Here is a 19,183-nt window from a genome sequence, read left to right on the forward strand (position 1 = left end):
CGAACCAATAAATAATTTAACTTTTAAAATTAATTTTAGCCGCGCTCAAGGTCAGAGGCGCGGCCAAGCGAGAGCGATTACAGCAGGCCGGGGAATATCGCCTTAATGCCGGTAACGATAAATTCGATCCCGAGCGCCATCAGCAACAGGCCCATGATACGGGTGATCACGTTGATGCCGGTCTGCCCAAGCAAACGCACCAACAGCGGCGCGGCGCGGAACAATAACCAGCAGCAAAAAGCGAATAAGGCGATCGCCACCGTAAAGCCGAGCAGGCTTTGCCAATTGTGATAACGGGAACTCCACACGATGGTGGAACTGATCGCCCCCGGCCCCGCCATCAACGGCAGCGCTAACGGCACCACGCCGATGCTTTCGCGGATCGCGCTCTCCGATTTCTCCTGTTTGTTCTGCTTATCTTCACCCAGCTTGCCGCTGATCATCGACATGGCGATGGTCACCACCAAAATACCGCCAGCGATGCGGAACGAATCGATGGAGATGCCGAACATCCGCAATATCCCTTCACCCAGGAACAGCGATGTCCATAGAATGATGGCAACCGACAGGTTGGCGGTCAGGTTGGTTTTATTGCGCCCCGCTTCCGCCTGGTAACTGGTCATACTGATAAACACCGGCAAGATGCCCACCGGGTTGACCAGCGCAAACAGACCGACAAAGAACTTGATAAAGCCGGAAAGATCCAACAGAGATTGGCCCACAGATGGCTCCGCGTTAATTGCTGTAAAGGTGTGCTAACTATGCGCGCTAATGTAATGGAATTGCCGCGGGTAATCCATCCGGCCAGAGCAGCATTTTTGACTACCAGCAAGTTAGGCAACAAAACAAATGCCCTTTGTTAAAGTGATGTATGGCCTTTTGATTTTTTATGTTGAAAAAAGAGTCACCGATCACAGTTATTGAGAACCACTCTCAAAAACACCAAGCTGAAAGGTGTCAGCTTGCACTTTTCATGATTTAGATCACAAATCAACTACTCAACAGTGGGTAAGCTCTTAGTCGTAGTCAGGGAGTAGAACAAAGTAGGCTGCAGCATCGCCGGTTCCGTTCTCCTCACTGCCTGCCCCTCCGGTTGGCGTAGGGTAAAGCTCTTTAAGCAAATCAGCAGCATGCGAAGAAATAACGCGGGAAGACCCCGGTATTCTCATCACCGCTTATCCCCGTTACGACTATACTAGTGGCTCGCACGGCTTATTTACTGAAAGAGTTTAACATTATCAGGAGAGCATTATGGCTGTAACGAATGTCGCTGAACTGAACGAGCTTGTCGCACGTGTCAAAAAAGCCCAGCGCGAATATGCCAACTTCACTCAAGAGCAAGTGGATAAAATCTTCCGCGCTGCCGCCCTCGCCGCTGCTGATGCCCGTATCCCGTTGGCCAAAATGGCCGTCGAAGAATCCGGAATGGGTATCGTCGAAGACAAAGTGATCAAAAACCACTTCGCTTCCGAGTACATCTACAACGCCTATAAAGATGAAAAAACCTGTGGCATCCTGTCTGAAGATGACACTTTCGGTACCATCACCATCGCCGAACCTATCGGCCTGATTTGCGGTATCGTTCCTACCACCAACCCAACTTCTACCGCGATCTTCAAAGCGCTGATCAGCCTGAAAACCCGCAACGGCATCATCTTCTCGCCGCACCCGCGTGCGAAGAATGCCACCAACAAAGCCGCCGACATCGTGCTGCAAGCCGCTATCGCCGCCGGCGCGCCGAAAGACATCATCGGTTGGATCGACCAACCTACCGTCGAGCTGTCCAACCAGCTGATGCACCACCCTGACATCAACCTGATCCTGGCCACCGGTGGCCCGGGCATGGTGAAAGCCGCCTACAGCTCCGGCAAACCGGCAATCGGCGTAGGCGCCGGTAACACGCCGGTCGTGGTGGACGAGACCGCAGACATCAAACGCGTGGTCGCCTCTATCCTGATGTCCAAAACCTTCGACAGCGGCGTTATCTGCGCTTCCGAACAGTCGGTCATCGTCGTTGATTCTATCTATGATGCGGTACGCGAGCGCTTCGCTTCCCACGGCGGCTATCTGCTGCAGGGCAAAGAACTGAAGGCGGTGCAAGACATCATCCTGAAAAACGGCGGCCTGAACGCGGCCATCGTCGGGCAATCCGCGCCGAAAATCGCCGAGATGGCGGGCATTAAAGTGCCGGCCAACACCAAAGTGCTGATCGGCGAAGTGAAGCTGGTCGACGAGTCCGAACCTTTCGCCCATGAAAAACTGTCGCCAACGCTGGCGATGTACCGCGCCAAAGACTTCGAAGACGCCGTCGCCAAAGCCGAAAAATTGGTCGCCATGGGCGGTATCGGCCACACCTCTTGCCTGTATACCGACCAGGATAACCAAACGGCTCGCATCGCCTACTTCGGCGATAAAATGAAAACGGCTCGCATCCTGATCAACACCCCGGCTTCTCAGGGCGGTATCGGCGACCTGTATAACTTCAAACTCGCGCCTTCGCTGACGCTGGGTTGCGGTTCCTGGGGTGGTAACTCCATTTCTGAAAACGTCGGACCTAAGCACCTGATCAACAAGAAAACTGTAGCGAAGCGAGCAGAAAACATGTTGTGGCATAAACTTCCGAAATCGATCTACTTCCGCCGTGGCTCACTGCCAATCGCGCTGGAAGAAGTGGCGACCGACGGGGCGAAACGCGCCTTCATCGTGACCGACCGTTTCCTGTTCAACAACGGCTATGCTGACCAGATCACCAAGGTTCTCAAGTCACACGGCATCGAAACCGAAGTGTTCTTCGAAGTGGAAGCCGATCCGACGCTGAGCATCGTGCGTAAAGGCGCCGAGCAGATGAACTCCTTCAAACCGGACGTCATCATCGCGCTGGGCGGCGGCTCGCCGATGGACGCCGCGAAAATCATGTGGGTGCTGTACGAACATCCTGAAACCCACTTCGAGGATCTGGCGCTGCGCTTCATGGACATCCGCAAGCGTATCTACAAGTTCCCGAAAATGGGCGTCAAAGCGAAGATGGTCGCCATCACCACGACGTCAGGCACCGGTTCGGAAGTCACGCCATTCGCCGTCGTGACCGATGACGCCACCGGGCAGAAATACCCGCTGGCCGACTATGCGCTGACCCCGGACATGGCGATTGTCGACGCCAATCTGGTGATGAACATGCCGAAATCCCTGTGCGCCTTCGGCGGCCTGGATGCGGTGACCCACGCGCTGGAAGCCTACGTGTCGGTGCTGGCGAACGAATACTCTGACGGCCAGGCGCTGCAAGCGTTGAAACTGTTGAAAGAGTATCTGCCGGCCAGCTATAAAGAAGGCGCGAAGAACCCGGTTGCCCGTGAACGCGTGCACAACGCCGCCACCATCGCCGGTATCGCTTTCGCCAACGCCTTCCTCGGGGTTTGTCACTCCATGGCGCACAAACTGGGTTCGGAGTTCCACATTCCGCACGGCCTGGCTAACGCGATGCTGATTTCCAACGTCATTCGTTACAACGCGAACGACAACCCAACCAAGCAGACGGCCTTCAGCCAGTACGACCGCCCTCAGGCGCGCCGCCGCTACGCTGAAATCGCCGACCACCTCGGCCTGAGCGCGCCGGGCGACCGCACCGCGCAGAAGATTGAGAAGTTGCTGGCCTGGCTGGACGAGCTGAAAACCGAGTTGGGCATCCCAGCTTCCATCCGTGAGGCGGGTGTGCAAGAAGCCGACTTCCTGGCGAAAGTCGACAAGCTGTCGGAAGACGCTTTCGACGACCAATGCACCGGCGCCAACCCACGCTATCCGCTGATTGCCGAACTCAAGCAAATCATGCTGGATACCTTCTATGGCCGCGAGTTCAGCGAAACGGTGGAAGAGGAAGCGGCTGCACCGGCCGCAGCCAAAACCGCGGTAAAGAAGTCCAAGAAATAACGGTTCCGTGAACCGATGAAAAAACCCGCCGAATGGCGGGTTTTTTATTGCGCCTGGCGCGCGGTTTTTCTTATCCCGCCGCCAAAACGCCTCAGCGGGCGCTGGCGGCATTTTCGCCCCTACTCCAGGGAGTGAATCGCCTCTTTATAATGCTTGCGACAGACGGAGACATAGCTCTCGTTACCGCCAATCACCACCTGCTCGCCGGCGTGCATCGCCTTGCCATTCTCATCCAACCGCAACACCATGTTGGCTTTACGCCCGCAGTGACAGATGGTTTTCAATTCCACCAGTTTATCGGCCCAGGCCAGCAAATATTGGCTGCCGGTAAACAACTCGCCGAGAAAATCGGTACGCAAGCCGTAACACAATACGGGAATGTCCAGTTGGTCCACCACATCGCATAATTGCTCAACCTGCGCTTTGGTCAGGAATTGGCTTTCATCCAGCAGCACACAATGCACCGGCTGCTGTTGATGCTCTTGCTGGATCATGGCGTACAGCATCGAGTCGTTGTTATAGAGCTGCGCCTGCGAGGATAAACCAATGCGCGAACTGACTTTGCCTACGCCAAAGCGGTGATCGATCTCCGCGGTGAACACCAGCGTGCGCATGCCGCGCTCTTGATAGTTATATGAAGACTGTAGCAGCGCGGTGGACTTGCCGGCATTCATCGCAGAGTAATAAAAATAAAGTTGAGCCATGGCCCCGCAACTCCGATGGTATAAGAAATATTCAAAATGTTGATTAGGACGGTAAGTGTACCATAACCCGCCCCCCGGCTCAGCCCAAAGCGAACGAATATTGCGTTCGCCGTAATAATGCGCTTTCAAGCGAAACATATCGTTCTGTCGGCCTGTTCTTTTTACAGCTATTTACAGGATAATGTATGCCTGTCATCACTATTAATTCTTGCTAATGGTTAAGCCCGGTGATTTGCCCATTAATGCCGACTTGCCCATTCCCTCTCGCTGGCGCTGCAGCCGCGGCGGAGCCCCCGTCTATTATACGCGAGCCCAATACCGGGCATTTAATCACCTGCGCCGACGCGCCAAGGTTTACTGACGCAATCTTTACCTATATACCCCTATTGTTTACAATGTCTGGCCTGCCGTGGCGTGATTAAGCCCACAGAACTCATTGTAATATTGATATAAATTACTACGATAACTTATCGATGAAAGCCTTGTGATACGCGCCTTTTAAAGCCTGTCTGCTGAAATTTTGACTTAAGCGTGCCAAGGGTAATAGTTAACAGCCCTTCCTATTATTAGTCGGACTGATCCGATTAACGGTTTTTTTAAAGGTAAATTTGAGTATTCAAGCCAATTTGGCTATTGCAGAAAAGAAAAGAGCACTCTATTATTATCGAGACGCCCCCCACCAATATAATTTGAGACTAGGACAATGAGCGAAGCATTAAAGATTTTGAACAACATCCGCACTCTGCGCGCCCAGGCAAGAGAATGCACACTGGAAACGCTGGAAGAAATGCTCGAGAAACTGGAAGTTGTTGTGAACGAACGTCGCGAAGAAGACAGCCAGGCTCAAGCAGAAATCGAAGAACGCACTCGTAAACTGCAGCAATACCGCGAAATGCTGATTGCTGACGGTATCGATCCAAATGAACTGCTGCAAACCATGGCTGCCAACAAGGCTGCCGGCAAAGCAAAACGTGCAGCACGTCCAGCTAAATACCAATATAAAGACGAAAACGGCGAACTGAAAACCTGGACCGGCCAAGGCCGTACTCCTGCGGTGATTAAGAAAGCAATCGAAGAGCAAGGTAAATCTCTGGATGATTTCCTGCTGTAATAGCGATTCAGTCCGTATCTGAAAGGCTCCCTGCGGGGGGCCTTTTCATTTTTAGAGCGTATAACCCTGCTCCCGTCATTCCTCTCTCCTTTTAGTAAATATCCTAATTCGCTTTTGCGCCGTACATGAGATCGCAGCGAAAAAAAGGGACCCAAAGGCCCCTTCTATTGCATTTATCCGCGTTCAATTATTGAACCTGATAGAATGCCTTATACCAGTCAACAAAGCGCTTCACGCCCTCTTCAACGCTGGTTTCCGGTTTAAAGCCGATGTCACGATAAAGCTCTTCCGTATCCGCGCTGGTATCCATCACATCGCCCGGTTGCATCGGCAGCATATTCTTACGGGCCGTCACCCCCAATGCCTGCTCCAACGCACTGATATATTCCATCAGTTTAACGGGGGTGTTATTGCCGATATTATAAACGTGATACGGCGCTGAACTGGTTGCCGGCGATCCCTGTTCAACGGTCCATGACGGATCCGCCTGCGGAATAACCGCCTGCAACCGCACTATCGCCTCGGCGATGTCATCGATGTAAGTAAAATCTCGGTGCATTTCACCGTGGTTATATACGTCGATGCTCTCCCCGGCCAATATGGCTTTGGTAAACTTGAACAGCGCCATATCCGGGCGCCCCCAGGGACCATATACCGTAAAGAACCGCAGTCCGGTCGTCGGGAGACCGTATAAATGGGAATAGCTGTGTGACATCAGCTCGTTGGCTTTTTTAGTCGCCGCATACAGTGACACCGGATGATCGACAGAATCTTCGGTGGCGAACGGCAGCTTGCGATTCAGGCCATATACCGAGCTGGAGGAGGCGTAAAGTAAATGCTCAACCTTATTATGACGGCAGCCTTCCAAAACGTTTAAATGACCGATCAGGTTGGCATCTGCATAAGCCAACGGATTGACCAGCGAATAACGTACGCCGGCTTGAGCCCCCAAATGAATGACTCGCTGGAACTGATGCTCGGCAAACAATGCCGCCATGCCTTCACGATCGGCCAAATCCAGCTTGATAAAGCGGAATCCCGGCTTATCCGCCAGTCTATCCAGACGGGCCATTTTCAGGCCCACGTCATAATAATCATTCAGGTTATCAATGCCGACAACCTGATGACCGGCGGTCAACAAACGCTCTGCAACGTGATAGCCAATAAACCCTGCGGCGCCTGTAACCAGGAATTTCATGCTCACTCCTTAAATAACCGGTTTAATCGAGGCGCCGCGGCCAATTGCGTAATAGGTAAAACCGCGATTTTCCAAACGCTCCGGATCGTACAGGTTACGGCCATCGAAGATCACCGGCTGCTTCAACGCGCCCTTGATCACATCGAAGTCCGGCGCGCGGAAGTTCTGCCATTCGGTGCAGATCACCAGCGCATCGGCGCCGTGCAATGCAGCCTCTTTGGTGCCCACCAGCTTCAAATCGTCACGCTGGCCATAGATGCGCTGAACTTCGTTCATCGCCTCCGGATCGTAGGCTTGAACGGTGGCGCCTGCGGCCCACAGCTGTTCCATCAGCACGCGGCTGGAAGCTTCACGCATGTCATCGGTATTCGGCTTGAACGCCAGCCCCCACAGCGCGAAGGTTTTGCCCTTCAGATCGCCGCCGAAGTAGTCGTTGATAAAGCTGTTCAGCTTGTCTTTCTGCTGATAGTTGACCTGCTCTACCGCCTGCAACAGCTTCGGTTGGTAACCGATCTGCTCCGCCGTACGGATCAGCGCCTGGACATCTTTCGGGAAGCAAGAGCCGCCGTAGCCGCAACCCGGGTAGATGAAGTGATAGCCGATGCGTGAGTCGGAACCGATGCCCTGACGCACTTTCTCAATGTCCGCGCCCAGCATTTCCGCCAGATTGGACATTTCGTTCATAAAACTGATCTTGGTCGCCAGCATGCAGTTAGCGGCATATTTGGTCAGCTCCGCGCTGCGGATATCCATCATGATCATGCGATCGTGATTGCGGTTAAACGGTTCGTACAGCTCGCGAATAGGCTCGATCACATCTTTATTGTCGGTACCGATCACGATGCGCTCAGGACGCATGCAGTCTGCCACCGCCGCGCCTTCCTTCAGGAATTCCGGGTTGGATACCACGTCAAACGGCACGTTGCTGCCGCGTTTCGCCAGCGTTTCAGCCATCACCTGACGCACCTTGTCCGCCGTACCGACCGGCACGGTGGATTTGTCGATCACCACTTTGCGATCGGTCATGTGCTCGGCGATAGTGCGCGCCACCGCGGTGACGTACTTCAGATCGGCGGAACCGTCTTCATCCGGCGGCGTGCCGACGGCGATGAACTGGATAGTCCCGTGCGCCACGCCCGCTTTGGCATCGGTGGTGAAATGCAGACGGCCGGCCTCATAGTTTTGCTGCACCAGCGGCGTCAGACCCGGTTCGAAAATCGGGATATTCCCTTTTTTCAGGTTTTCGACTTTTCGCTCATCGACGTCAATACACATAACGTCATGGCCTACTTCAGCCAGTACGGCGGCCTGCACCAGACCCACATAACCAATACCAAAAACTGTTACTTTCATGTGAAAATCCTAGTTTTTCAAATTAAGACGAAAGATCACTCAATTACTTCTTGTCAGCGGCAACAACCTGTTGCAGCCACTGAGAAAATTCTTTGCCCAGGCTGGCATGGCGCATGCCGTATTCCACGAAGGCCTGCATGTAACCCAGTTTGTTACCGCAGTCATGGCTCACGCCTTTCAGGTGATACGCCTCCACCGTTTCCTGCTGCATCAGCATTTCGATACTGTCAGTCAGCTGAATTTCGTCGCCGGCGCCCGGAGGCGTTTTCGCCAACAGCGGCCAGATATCGGCGGAGAGGACATAACGACCGACAATCGCCAGGTTGGAAGGCGCTTTCTCCGGCGACGGCTTCTCGACCACGCTGACCATCGGTGCGCTTTCGCCCGGATGCAATTCGACGCCCTTACAGTCGGCTACGCCGTAGTTGCCAACATCTTTATGCGGCACAGGTTCAACCATGATCTGGCTGATGCCGGTGGTTTCGAAGCGCTGCAGCATGTCGTGCAAGTTGTCTTTTTTCGGATCGGCACTGTATTCGTCAAGGATCACGTCCGGCAACACCACCGCGACCGGCTCATCGCCCACCATCGGGTAGGCGCACATAATCGCGTGCCCCAAGCCTTTGGCATTCCCCTGGCGGACTTGCATCACGGTAACGCCCTTCGGGCAGATTGACTGCACTTCATCGAGCAGTTGACGCTTGACGCGTTTTTCCAGCATCGCTTCCAGTTCGAAACTGGTATCAAAATGGTTTTCGATCGAGTTCTTGGAGGAGTGGGTGACCAGCACAATCTCGTTAATCCCTGCCGCAATGCACTCATTGACGACGTATTGGATCAGCGGTTTATCAACCAGCGGCAACATTTCTTTCGGAATGGCTTTGGTGGCCGGCAACATCCGCGTACCCAAGCCTGCAACCGGGATCACGGCTTTTCTGACTTTGCGATTTACAGCAGGCATTATTTCCTCTCTTAAAGCTGAAGCGCTCATTTTATGAGCTTGGGCTCGATATAAAAAAACCTTCGGAGTATACCAGCTTATGCGCGCCTGGCATTAACCAGAACACAAATAGAAAACATTTAGGACTATTACCCGTTCTGATAATCGGGAGAAAAAATAAACGGTTTAATTACCGATAAGTGAATAGCTTAAGATATCGCCGATCAACGTCCATTATTCGGCGCTGAGCATCAGCCGCAATCGGCCGCCGCTGCCCCATACCTGACATTGCCAGGCCGTACAGCGTTGACTGATCTGGTTCATGTAGGTAGCGCCCAGCGTGCCCAGCGGCACGCCGTTGCTCAGCTGAATTTGATTGTCGCCGGTATTGACGTTGGCATGCAGCCCGGCGGAAACCAGAATCAGGTTTTTATTTTCGGCGTGATAATATCCCAGCAACAGCGGGAATTGGCCCTCTAATTTCCCCTGCCGCAATAATTGATTAACCTGCTTTAACAATGCCGACATTTGCGGCAGGCGATGTTGTTGATTAGCCAGATGGTCTTGCAGCAACCCATTAAATAATGCGCGCAACAGCAGCGCCGCCAATACGCCATTATCACCGGCGCGCGTGACGTCCAGGCAATAGAACGCCAGGTCTTTTTCTGACAATGCCGCGATATCCAGCACCAGCCCGGGATTTTCGCCCGTGGTTAACTGGCGATAGTTGATCCGGCAATGCGCAATGGTTTGCTGCACCGGCGGCTGCAATTGCTTAAGCAGTTTGACGGCTTCGGAAGGATTCTTGCTCAGCGCGTCCCAATCCTGAAACAGCTCAACCTCTTCAATCGCCTGGGAGGTGAACATATTGGGGTATAAACACGCCAGCACCGCCTCACGCAGGCGATTGAGATCGGTCAGCGGCTTCAGCAGCACATCTTGTACGCCCAAACGCAGCACCTTGGCGATGTCCGCCATCTTGTCGGTAGCGGAGATCACCAGCACCGGGATCTGCAGCCCCTGCAGACGCAGGTGTTCAACGAATTCGATGCCGCCCATTTCCGGCATCGCGAGATCGCACAGAATCAGATCCGGCTTGAAGTCATCGACGGCACTCAGCGCCTGTAAACCGTTGGTCGCCTCGCCGGTTTCAGCGCCCAGCGAGGTCAGATAACCGACCAGCACGGAACGAAAAACCTGTTCGTCCTCAACGATCAAGATACGCTTGTGAGTGAGTGGTAATGCCATCAGCCGAGCCTCGTCCCTTTCCATAGTGTAATAGTGGCTCAAAAAGGTCACTTATGCTCGTCTGAAACAGACCAACCGCGCATTGCCAACCAAGAACCGAGAATTATCTATTTTTTATCAACGGCAACAACCGATCCAGTTGTTTTTCAACCGCCAGCAACCCCGCCTCGATCGCTTCATCGGCGCGGTGGAAATCCAGCGTTGAGATCTGCGGGCAAAAAGGCTGGATCAAAACGTCCGGCGGATCGCTCGCCATCCGGTTGCGCTTCAGGCGATTTTCCAGCATTTGAATCGACGTGCTCATAATCTCCATCGCCGTCGGCGCCGTCGTCGGTTTGCGCTTGCGCATTCTGCCGACGCGCTCCCGCAGGCGCCCGCGCCAGGTCTCCGCAGGCGTATCGTCCGGGCTTTCGTCCTCGCCGCGTATCGAAAACAGATCCTGCTGCATCAAATGCGCGTCATGCTGCAGATCGACCGCAATGACAATATCGGCGCCCAGCGCCCGGCAGAGCGACACCGGTACCGGATTGACCACTGCGCCGTCCACCAGCCAATAGCCGTCGGCCCACACTGGCGCCAATAGGCCGGGCATGCTGCAAGAAGCGCGCACCGCCTGATGAATATCGCCTTCGGTCAGCCACAGTTCGCGGCCGGTGCTGAGATTGGTCGTCACGGCGCCGAACTTCAGCGCACATTCGGCAATATCATTGATCTTCAACAGTTGCCCGACGGCAGTGAACACCCGATCGCCGCGCAACAAACCGCCGCGCTGCCAGGAAAAATCCATCAGACGAATGACGTCCCAATAGCTGAACGACCGCACCCACTGCTCCATCACCGGCAAACGGTGACTGGCGAATGCCGCCCCCACCAACGCACCGACAGAGCAGCCGGCAACGATATCGACCTCAATCCCCAGTTTCTTTAACGCATTGATCACGCCGATGTGCGCCCAGCCTTTAGCCGAGCCCGCCCCCAGCGCCAGTCCGATCTTGATTTGCCGCATAGCGCCATCCTCTCGGTAAAAGGTGTTCTCTGCTTTCAGGGTAGATTGTCACTGACGAATATTGTTAGGTAACATATGCGCTAAATTCATTTTCAGCCTCGTTTTCTCAGGAGTTATTTTGCCCGAATCATGCCCATGCGGCAGCGGACTGGCGTATAACGCGTGCTGCGCCCCTTTTATCAGCGGCAGTCAGCCGGCGCCGACGCCCGGCCAACTGATGCGTTCACGCTTCACCGCCTACGTGAATCATAACGTCGACTATCTGATCGCCACCTGGCACCCCGACTGCGGCGCCGAAGCATGGCGCAATGCGATCGTCGACAGTTTCAAAAACACCGAATGGCTGGGCTTGACGATCGTCGAGGAGCAAACCGGCCATGAGCCGGACGAAGGCTTCGTCGAATTCATCGCCCGCTTCACCGATGGTGAAAGCGGTGAGCCCCAGGCGATGCATGAGCGCTCACGCTTCCTTCGTCGCGATCAACGTTGGTATTATATCGACGGCAGCAAACCCCAGCCCGGCCGAAATGCGATATGTCCCTGCGGCTCAGGGAAAAAATATAAGAAGTGCTGCGGGCGCTAGCCGGCCGGCGCTTCACGTTAACGCCTGCGCAGACAGGCCGTTCAGTATCAGACAGGATCCTCAAACCCATGCCACACCAAAATGTACAACGAAAAGTGTTACGCACCATCTGCCCGGACGCCAAAGGGCTGATCGCCAAGATCACCAACATCTGTTACAAGCACGAGCTCAATATCGTCCAGAATAATGAGTTCGTCGATCACCGCACCGGGCGTTTCTTCATGCGTACCGAGCTGGAAGGCATTTTCAACGACAACACGCTGCTGGCCGATCTGGACAGCGCCCTGCCGGAAGGTTCGCTGCGTGAGTTGCACAGCACCGGACGTCGGCGCATCGTGGTGCTGGTCACCAAAGAGGCGCACTGCCTGGGCGATCTGTTGATGAAAAGCGCCTATGGCGGCCTCGACGTTGAGATCGCCGCCGTAATCGGCAACCACGACACGCTGCAAACGCTGGTGGAGCGTTTCGATATTCCTTTCCATCTGGTGAGCCACGAAGGATTGACGCGCGAACAGCACGACCGCGAAATGACGGCCAAGATCGATCAATATCAGCCGGATTACGTGGTGTTGGCCAAATATATGCGCGTGCTGACGCCGGCCTTCGTGCAACATTATCCGAATCAGGTGATCAACATTCACCATTCGTTCCTGCCGGCGTTTATCGGCGCGCGGCCTTATCACCAGGCCTACGAACGCGGCGTGAAAATCATCGGCGCCACGGCTCACTACGTTAACGACAATCTCGACGAAGGCCCGATCATCATGCAGGACGTGATCCACGTCGATCACACCTATTCCGCCGAGGATATGATGCGCGCCGGCCGCGACGTAGAGAAAAACGTGCTCAGCCGAGCCCTGTATCAGGTGTTGGCGCAGCGCGTCTTCGTCTACGGCAATCGCACCGTTATTCTGTAATCGCTCAATAAATCGGTGCATTTCGTTCAGGGATGCACCGCCAAGAATAAAAAAACGGCAAACGATTCATTTTCTGCATTTCAATGCTTTACACATCCGCTTCATTTGATATGATGCGCCCCGCTTACCGAGACAGCGCTCTCGCAAGCAAGGCCAGTTAAATAGCCATGTATATGGTGGGGTTCCCGAGCGGCCAAAGGGAGCAGACTGTAAATCTGCCGTCACTGACTTCGAAGGTTCGAATCCTTCCCCCACCACCATCTTCTCTCTGTTGATGAACTTGAAGCGAAAGCTGAAATATCATTAAACGCCGAGGGGGAGGATGAGAAGCTTCGACAAGGTTCGAGCCGAGCGCAGCGAGACAACGCGCTTTAGCGCGGTAATCCTTAGAAGCGCACAATAGGAATTTAGCCCATTCCTTAAAAAATCAGCAAACCCATGAATACCATGGTGGGGTTCCCGAGCGGCCAAAGGGAGCAGACTGTAAATCTGCCGTCACTGACTTCGAAGGTTCGAATCCTTCCCCCACCACCATTTCTTACAGAAAATCCCAAAACCGAATTAAAAGCACATCGCATCCATAATGCTCCGTATTGGGGAAGGATGAGAAGCTTCGACCAAGGTTCGAGTCTCACGCAGTGAGACAACGCGCTTCAGCGCGGCCCGCAGGGTGAGTCGCGCAGCGACGAATCATCCTTCCCCCACCACCATCTTTTACAGAAAATCCCAAAACCCACTTAAAGCACATCGCATCCAACACGTTGCATCCAATGTTCTCGTATCAATAAATCAAGTTATCTCCCCTTATTAACCGCTTTCATCCAGACGTTTTATTTCTCTCCTCCGCCCGTAACTTGAACTCCGGCCGACAATTCGCTATACCACTGGCTTCTTTAGTGCAGTAAGGAACAGGTGGATGCGAAACAATATTTGCGTTTTTTGTGGCGCCAGCGAAGGCGTCAATCCCGCTTATGCCGAGCAGGCTCGCCAATTGGGGCAATTGCTGGCCGCACAGGGACGCCGTTTAATCTATGGCGGCGGCAAAAAAGGACTGATGGGGATTGTGGCGGACGCGGTGTTGGCGGCGGGCGGTGAAGCTGTCGGCATTATCCCCGAGCGCCTGGTTGAAGCGGAAACGGCGCATCGCGGCCTGACTGAATTGGAAGTGGTGCCAGACATGCATACGCGCAAAGCCCGTATGGCGGCGCTGGCGGACAGTTTTATCGCCCTGCCCGGCGGCATCGGCACGCTGGAAGAGCTGTTTGAAATCTGGACCTGGGGGCAAATCGGGTATCACAACAAACCGGTCGGCCTGCTGAACGTCAACGGTTTCTACCGCCCACTGAGCCAGTTCCTCGAACACGTCGCCGATCAGGGCTTCATGCGCCACGACTATCTCGGTACGCTGCACATCAGCGAATCGGCGCAAACGCTGCTGCAACAGTTTGACGACTATCAACCCAAAAATTACGACCGCTGGGCGAAATAAAGCCGGCTGCGCAGTCAGCGGGCTCGCCGCTGTCTGCGTTACATTTCCCGCCAAACTCTGCTACTATCACAGCACATTTTTCTCGTGAAAACGGCACCGCTCATGAAGTTTGTCTCTTTTAATATCAATGGACTGCGCGCGCGTCCGCATCAGCTGGCGGCAATTATCGAACAGCACCAGCCCGACGTGATCGGTCTGCAGGAAACCAAAGTTCACGATGACATGTTCCCATTGGAAGAAGTCAGCCAGCACGGCTATCACGTGTTCTATCACGGGCAAAAAGGCCATTACGGCGTGGCGCTGCTGACCAAAGCGGAGCCCCTGGCCGTGCGCCGCGGCTTCCCGACCGATGAAGAAGACGCGCAGCGTCGCATCATCATGGCCGATCTGGCTACGCCGCAGGGCACGCTGACGGTGATCAACGGCTACTTCCCGCAAGGTGAAAGCCGCGACCACCCGATCAAATTCCCGGCTAAAACACGCTTTTATCAGGATCTGCAAAACTACCTGGAGCAGCAGCTATCGGCGGAATCCCCGGTGCTGATCATGGGCGACATGAATATCAGCCCCAGCGATTACGATATCGGCATCGGCGAAGACAACCGCAAACGCTGGCTGCGCACCGGTAAATGCTCCTTCCTGCCGGAAGAGCGCGAATGGATGGATCGCCTGCTGAACTGGGGCCTGGTCGATACCTACCGCCACGCCAACCCGGGGCGCAACGACGAGTTTTCGTGGTTCGACTACCGCTCCAAAGGGTTCGACGACAACCGCGGCCTGCGTATCGATCTGCTGCTGGCCAGCACCCCGCTGGCTTCGCGCTGCATCGCCACCGGCATCGATTACCAAACCCGCGGCATGGAGAAACCTTCCGACCATGCGCCGGTCTGGGCGGAATTTACGCTGTAACCCCATCACCCCGGCGCCCGCTGGGGTTTTACTCTGTGAAGCCAATGAAAATTATCGACGTGGTAGCCGCCATTCTGGAACAAAATGGCCGCATTTTGCTGGCCCAGCGTGGCGCAGACAGCGATCAGGCCGGTCTGTGGGAGTTTCCCGGCGGCAAAGTTGAGCCGGGTGAAAGCCAACCGCAGGCGCTGGCGCGCGAACTGGATGAAGAATTGGGGATTTGCGCCCGTATCGGCAACTATGTGGGCAGCAATCAGTGGCAGCAAGGCGAACGCCTCATCCGGCTGCACGCCTGGCAAGTCGCGGAGTTCTCCGGTGAACTGCAACAGCGCTGCCACTCGGCGCTGGTCTGGGTCACGCCGCAACAGGCGCAAGAATATACCCTGGCCCCGGCCGACGTTCCACTGCTGGCGGACTACATCGCCGCGCAAGGCTATGCGCGCTAAGCGCGGCGATAGGTTACATGGTCACTTCTTCAATCGCACCCAAATCAAGGGGTTGGTGCCGATGGTGTTAGGCTCACGCACGCACTGCAGCACTTCGCCTTCGACTTTGAGCACCGCGCCTTCGGAATAGTTTTGATTCTGGTAGACGCAACAGCGGTTGCAGGGTTGCGCCGGTGGCGAATTGGCGCCGTTTTTCGCCGTCCCCCAAATCTCCGGCGAAACCGGCAACACCACGTCCACATCGCCTCGGTTGGCGGCCGCCAGGCCGCAGTACGCCAGGGCAGCGGCAGCCAGCATCCCATTGAGTCCGTGCTTCATTCACTCTTCTCCTGCGCCTTACCGGCGCTTTTCCTGCGTTTTTTGCCTCCGCTGGAAGGCGGCGGCGGCAACCCACGAAACGCCATGCTCGCCCGGCTCTGCTTGGCCTGATAAATCAGCTCTTGCAGCGTGCCGACCAACGGCTGCATAAAGTCCTGATAACGGCAGGATTTCTCGCTGATTTGCGTCAGCGTTGCCTCCCAGTTGGCCGTCATATCAGGACGCGCAGCAAGATCCGGCAGCGAGTGAATCAACGCGCGCCCGGTTTCGCTGGAGTGAATATAGCGTCCCTTCTTGTACAGAAACGCCCGTTTGAACAGCAATTCGATGATCCCCGCTCGCGTCGCTTCCGTACCTAAACCATCGGTCGCCCGCAGGATTTTCTTTAGCGCTTTATCTTGTACGAAGCGCGCGATACCGGTCATGGCCGACAACAGACTGGCGTCGGTAAACGGCCGCGGGGGCTGCGTCTGACGCTCCACCACCTCACCGCGCTCACACAGCAGCTCATCATCTTTAGCCACCACCGGCAGCGGTGCGCCTTCGTTTTCTTCGTCGCGTTCCTTGCTCCCCAGCAGCGTACGCCAACCGGCTTCCGCCAGGAAACGCGCCTTGGCGATAAATTTGCCGCCGGCGATATCCAGCTCAATCACGCATTTGCGGAATACCGCATCCGGACAAAACTGCATCAGATACTGGCGCGCCACCAGCCCATACACGTTCCGTTCATCCTGCGTCAGATTAATCTTGCCGGCACGGGCGGTGGGAATGATAGCGTGGTGCGCATCGACTTTTTTATCGTCCCAGCAACGGTTGCGGCGATCGCTGTCGATCACCGGCTGCGGATACAGCTCAGGCTGGTGCACGCTGATGGCGTTCAGCACCGCGTGACGGCCGGCGAAATGCTCTTCCGGCAGGTAGCGGCAGTCGGAACGCGGATAGGTGATTAATTTATGGGTTTCGTACAACCGCTGGCAAACGTCCAGCACCTGTTGGGCGCTGAGGTTATAACGCCGGGCCGCTTCGATTTGCAGCGTGGAGAGCGAAAACGGCAGCGGCGCGGTATCTGATTCCCGCTTATCGTTATAGGACGTGACCAGCGCCGGCTGGCCCTCGATGCGCTTGACCACGTGCTCCGCCAACGGCCGGTGCAGCAAGCGCCCCTCTTCGTCCTGATAAGGCTCGCACGACTCGCTGGGCTGCCACAGCGCCACGAAACGCTCTTCTTTCGGCGTAACGATGTGCGCCTTGACCTCAAAGAAGTCTTTCGGCACGAAGTTTTCGATCTCTTCATCGCGCCGCACCACCAACCCCAGCACCGGCGTCTGCACCCTGCCCACCGACAACACGCCGTCATAACCGGCGTTGCGGCCCAGCAGCGTATAAGCGCGGGTCATATTGATGCCGTACAGCCAGTCGGCGCGTGAGCGCGCAAGGGCGGACACGCACAGCGGGATGAAGTCACGGTTGTCGCGCAGGCGTTCAACCGCGCGTTCCACCGCCTGCGGGTTGAGATCGTTGATCAGACAGCGGCGCACGTTCTGGCGTTTTTCCGGCGTCAGATCCAGGTAGTCCAGCACCTCATCCACCAGCAGCTGCCCTTCACGATCCGGGTCGCCGGCATGAACCACTTCATCGGCTTCAAGCAGCAACTTTTTAATGGCGTTGAGCTGTTTACTGACCGACGGCCGCGGCTGCAACCGCCATTTTTCAGGAATGATCGGCAGATCCGCCAACGACCAGCGCGCATAGCGGCTGTCATAAGCGTCAGGCTGAGCCTGCTCCAACAGGTGGCCGACGCACCAGGTCACCACATCGTTGTTGCCGCAGGCGATATACCCGTCGCCGCGGCGATGCGGCTTGGGCAATACGTCGGCAATGGCGCGCGCCAAACTCGGTTTCTCGGCTATGAACAGTCGCATTATTCACCGTTTTTCTGGCTGAACGTCATCAAGAATTCTCTTACTTCTGCATAGTTCCCACGGAAGACAATCCGCTGGGCTTTCTTTTCCAACTGATAGCAATACATCGGATCGTAGTACTGCTGCAACAGGGGCGCCAGCCACTCGCGGTGCGCCTCGCCCTGGCCGCTGAGCCGCTGTGTCCGCAGCGCCGCTTCCAGTCGTTGCGTCAGCTGCTGGAAGCGTTCCAGCCCCAGGCGGCGGCGTATGGCGAACAGGCCGTGGTGCAGATAGTCGTCGTACTGTCGCCAGCCCTCTTCCATGCCATAGGCCTGTTCGAACTGTTCGCGCATGCCGTCGATATATTCCGCCTGCAAACGCGCCAGGCGAATGTCGAACGGATCGTCGATCACCGCCACCGGCGCCTGCTGCATCCCATTGAACAACGGCAGCGGCAAATTGTTGCTGCCGATGATCCGCCCTTCGTCTTCCAGCACCCAACGGCGGCTGCCACCATGCTGTTTTTTCAGCAATAACACAGCCAGACGATTCTCAAAATCGATCTGCGAGCTCTGGCCCGCCAGCGTTCGACCAAAAGATGAACCGCGATGGCGCGCCACGCCTTCCAGATCGACGCCGTCGGCCAGTTCGTTGACCAGCAACGTCTTGCCGCTGCCGGTATTGCCGCCCACCAGGGCCATCGGCAATGCTGCGCTTTGCGCCAGCACGCCGAGCAAATAATTGCGCAGCGCCTTATAACCGCCAATGATCCGCGGGTACTCGACGCCGGCCTCATGCAACCATTGCTGCACCAGCTGCGAGCGCAGACCGCCGCGGAAGCAATAGAGATAGCCTTCGGGCCGCTGCGCACAGGCCGCCAGCCAGGCTGCGGTGCGCTGTTCGCGCAGTTTGCCGTTCACCAGACTGTGGCCGAGCGCTATCGCCGCTTGCTGCCCGTGCTGTTTATAGCAGGTGCCCACCGCCTGCCGCTCGCTGTCGATCATCAGCGGCAGGTTCAGCGCCTGAGCGAAGGCGCCCTGCTGAAACTCGATCGGCGCGCGCACGTCAATCAGCGGCACGTCCTGCAGGAAAATGCGTTGGTAATCGTCGCTGTCCGGCCTTCCTTGCATGTTGGA

17 protein-coding genes, 2 tRNA genes and 1 other RNA gene are annotated in these 19,183 nt (G+C 55.7%); 10 read left to right on the top strand and 10 right to left on the bottom strand.

What is annotated here, in order from left to right:
* Positions 1-77 precede the first annotated feature (77 nt).
* A complete protein-coding gene (locus ACMGG9_RS12685; protein ID WP_015378089.1) occupies positions 78-722 on the bottom strand; it encodes a YchE family NAAT transporter in 645 nt (214 codons plus the stop codon).
* Between the two features lie 529 nt (positions 723-1,251).
* Between ACMGG9_RS12685 and adhE the strand changes: the two genes are divergently transcribed.
* Positions 1,252-3,924 (top strand): bifunctional acetaldehyde-CoA/alcohol dehydrogenase, encoded by a 2,673-nt coding sequence (adhE, locus tag ACMGG9_RS12690; RefSeq protein WP_089191885.1) that lies wholly within the window; start codon positions 1,252-1,254, stop codon positions 3,922-3,924.
* 119 nt (positions 3,925-4,043) lie between these two features.
* On the opposite strand, the gene ACMGG9_RS12695 is transcribed toward adhE, so the two are convergent.
* On the bottom strand, positions 4,044-4,628 hold the full coding sequence (locus ACMGG9_RS12695; protein ID WP_033650224.1) for a thymidine kinase: 585 nt from the start codon (positions 4,626-4,628) through the stop codon (positions 4,044-4,046).
* A gap of 703 nt (positions 4,629-5,331) precedes the next feature.
* Here ACMGG9_RS12695 and hns point away from each other — a divergent pair.
* The gene (hns, locus tag ACMGG9_RS12700; RefSeq protein WP_004932170.1) at positions 5,332-5,739 is read left to right on the top strand and encodes a histone-like nucleoid-structuring protein H-NS; all 408 of its coding nucleotides are present in this window, start codon (positions 5,332-5,334) and stop codon (positions 5,737-5,739) included.
* 187 nt (positions 5,740-5,926) lie between these two features.
* Here hns and ACMGG9_RS12705 read toward each other — a convergent pair whose 3' ends face one another.
* From ACMGG9_RS12705 to rssA, 5 genes are all read right to left on the bottom strand, one after another.
* Complete coding sequence (locus ACMGG9_RS12705; RefSeq protein WP_182264331.1) at positions 5,927-6,937, bottom strand: NAD-dependent epimerase; 1,011 nt, start codon at positions 6,935-6,937, stop codon at positions 5,927-5,929.
* Between the two features lie 9 nt (positions 6,938-6,946).
* The gene (locus ACMGG9_RS12710) at positions 6,947-8,290 is read right to left on the bottom strand and encodes a UDP-glucose dehydrogenase family protein (RefSeq protein WP_042784706.1); all 1,344 of its coding nucleotides are present in this window, start codon (positions 8,288-8,290) and stop codon (positions 6,947-6,949) included.
* A 43-nt stretch (positions 8,291-8,333) separates the two neighbouring features.
* Positions 8,334-9,251, bottom strand: coding sequence for a UTP--glucose-1-phosphate uridylyltransferase GalU (gene galU / locus ACMGG9_RS12715; protein ID WP_033650221.1), 918 nt, complete (start codon positions 9,249-9,251; stop codon positions 8,334-8,336).
* Positions 9,252-9,464: 213 nt separating this feature from the next.
* Positions 9,465-10,478, bottom strand: coding sequence for a two-component system response regulator RssB (rssB, locus tag ACMGG9_RS12720; RefSeq protein WP_042784707.1), 1,014 nt, complete (start codon positions 10,476-10,478; stop codon positions 9,465-9,467).
* A 103-nt stretch (positions 10,479-10,581) separates the two neighbouring features.
* A complete protein-coding gene (gene rssA, locus ACMGG9_RS12725) occupies positions 10,582-11,484 on the bottom strand; it encodes a patatin-like phospholipase RssA (protein ID WP_042784708.1) in 903 nt (300 codons plus the stop codon).
* A gap of 118 nt (positions 11,485-11,602) precedes the next feature.
* Between rssA and ACMGG9_RS12730 the strand changes: the two genes are divergently transcribed.
* The 8 genes from ACMGG9_RS12730 to ACMGG9_RS12765 all read left to right on the top strand — a co-directional run bounded on the left by ACMGG9_RS12730 (position 11,603) and on the right by ACMGG9_RS12765 (position 15,828).
* The gene (locus ACMGG9_RS12730; RefSeq protein ID WP_033643306.1) at positions 11,603-12,067 is read left to right on the top strand and encodes a YchJ family protein; all 465 of its coding nucleotides are present in this window, start codon (positions 11,603-11,605) and stop codon (positions 12,065-12,067) included.
* A 68-nt stretch (positions 12,068-12,135) separates the two neighbouring features.
* Positions 12,136-12,984: a formyltetrahydrofolate deformylase gene (gene purU, locus ACMGG9_RS12735; protein ID WP_004932187.1), complete on the top strand. Its 849-nt coding sequence runs from the start codon at positions 12,136-12,138 to the stop codon at positions 12,982-12,984.
* 175 nt (positions 12,985-13,159) lie between these two features.
* A tRNA-Tyr gene (locus ACMGG9_RS12740) sits at positions 13,160-13,244 on the top strand.
* 189 nt (positions 13,245-13,433) lie between these two features.
* Positions 13,434-13,518, top strand: a tRNA-Tyr gene (locus tag ACMGG9_RS12745).
* Between the two features lie 48 nt (positions 13,519-13,566).
* Positions 13,567-13,694: non-coding RNA, RtT sRNA (locus ACMGG9_RS12750), on the top strand.
* 206 nt (positions 13,695-13,900) lie between these two features.
* A complete protein-coding gene (locus tag ACMGG9_RS12755; protein ID WP_004932190.1) occupies positions 13,901-14,473 on the top strand; it encodes a TIGR00730 family Rossman fold protein in 573 nt (190 codons plus the stop codon).
* 102 nt (positions 14,474-14,575) lie between these two features.
* On the top strand, positions 14,576-15,382 hold the full coding sequence (gene xthA / locus ACMGG9_RS12760) for an exodeoxyribonuclease III (RefSeq protein ID WP_004932192.1): 807 nt from the start codon (positions 14,576-14,578) through the stop codon (positions 15,380-15,382).
* Positions 15,383-15,426: 44 nt separating this feature from the next.
* Positions 15,427-15,828 (top strand): pyrimidine (deoxy)nucleoside triphosphate diphosphatase, encoded by a 402-nt coding sequence (locus ACMGG9_RS12765; protein WP_042784709.1) that lies wholly within the window; start codon positions 15,427-15,429, stop codon positions 15,826-15,828.
* Positions 15,829-15,849: 21 nt separating this feature from the next.
* On the opposite strand, the gene ACMGG9_RS12770 is transcribed toward ACMGG9_RS12765, so the two are convergent.
* The 3 genes from ACMGG9_RS12770 to mnmH are packed head-to-tail and all read right to left on the bottom strand — an operon-like array spanning position 15,850 to position 19,177.
* On the bottom strand, positions 15,850-16,146 hold the full coding sequence (locus tag ACMGG9_RS12770; protein WP_089191888.1) for a YnjH family protein: 297 nt from the start codon (positions 16,144-16,146) through the stop codon (positions 15,850-15,852).
* Positions 16,143-18,068, bottom strand: coding sequence for a DNA topoisomerase III (locus ACMGG9_RS12775; protein WP_021503851.1), 1,926 nt, complete (start codon positions 18,066-18,068; stop codon positions 16,143-16,145). Before ACMGG9_RS12775 ends, ACMGG9_RS12770 begins: the two co-directional genes overlap by 4 nt.
* Entirely contained in the window at positions 18,068-19,177 is a 1,110-nt protein-coding gene (gene mnmH / locus ACMGG9_RS12780) for a tRNA 2-selenouridine(34) synthase MnmH (protein ID WP_149542731.1), read from the bottom strand. Before mnmH ends, ACMGG9_RS12775 begins: the two co-directional genes overlap by 1 nt.
* Positions 19,178-19,183 lie beyond the last annotated feature (6 nt).

The sequence above is a fragment of the Serratia sp. BNK-10 genome (assembly GCF_047456065.1).
Taxonomy (GTDB): Bacteria; Pseudomonadota; Gammaproteobacteria; order Enterobacterales; family Enterobacteriaceae; genus Serratia; species Serratia ureilytica.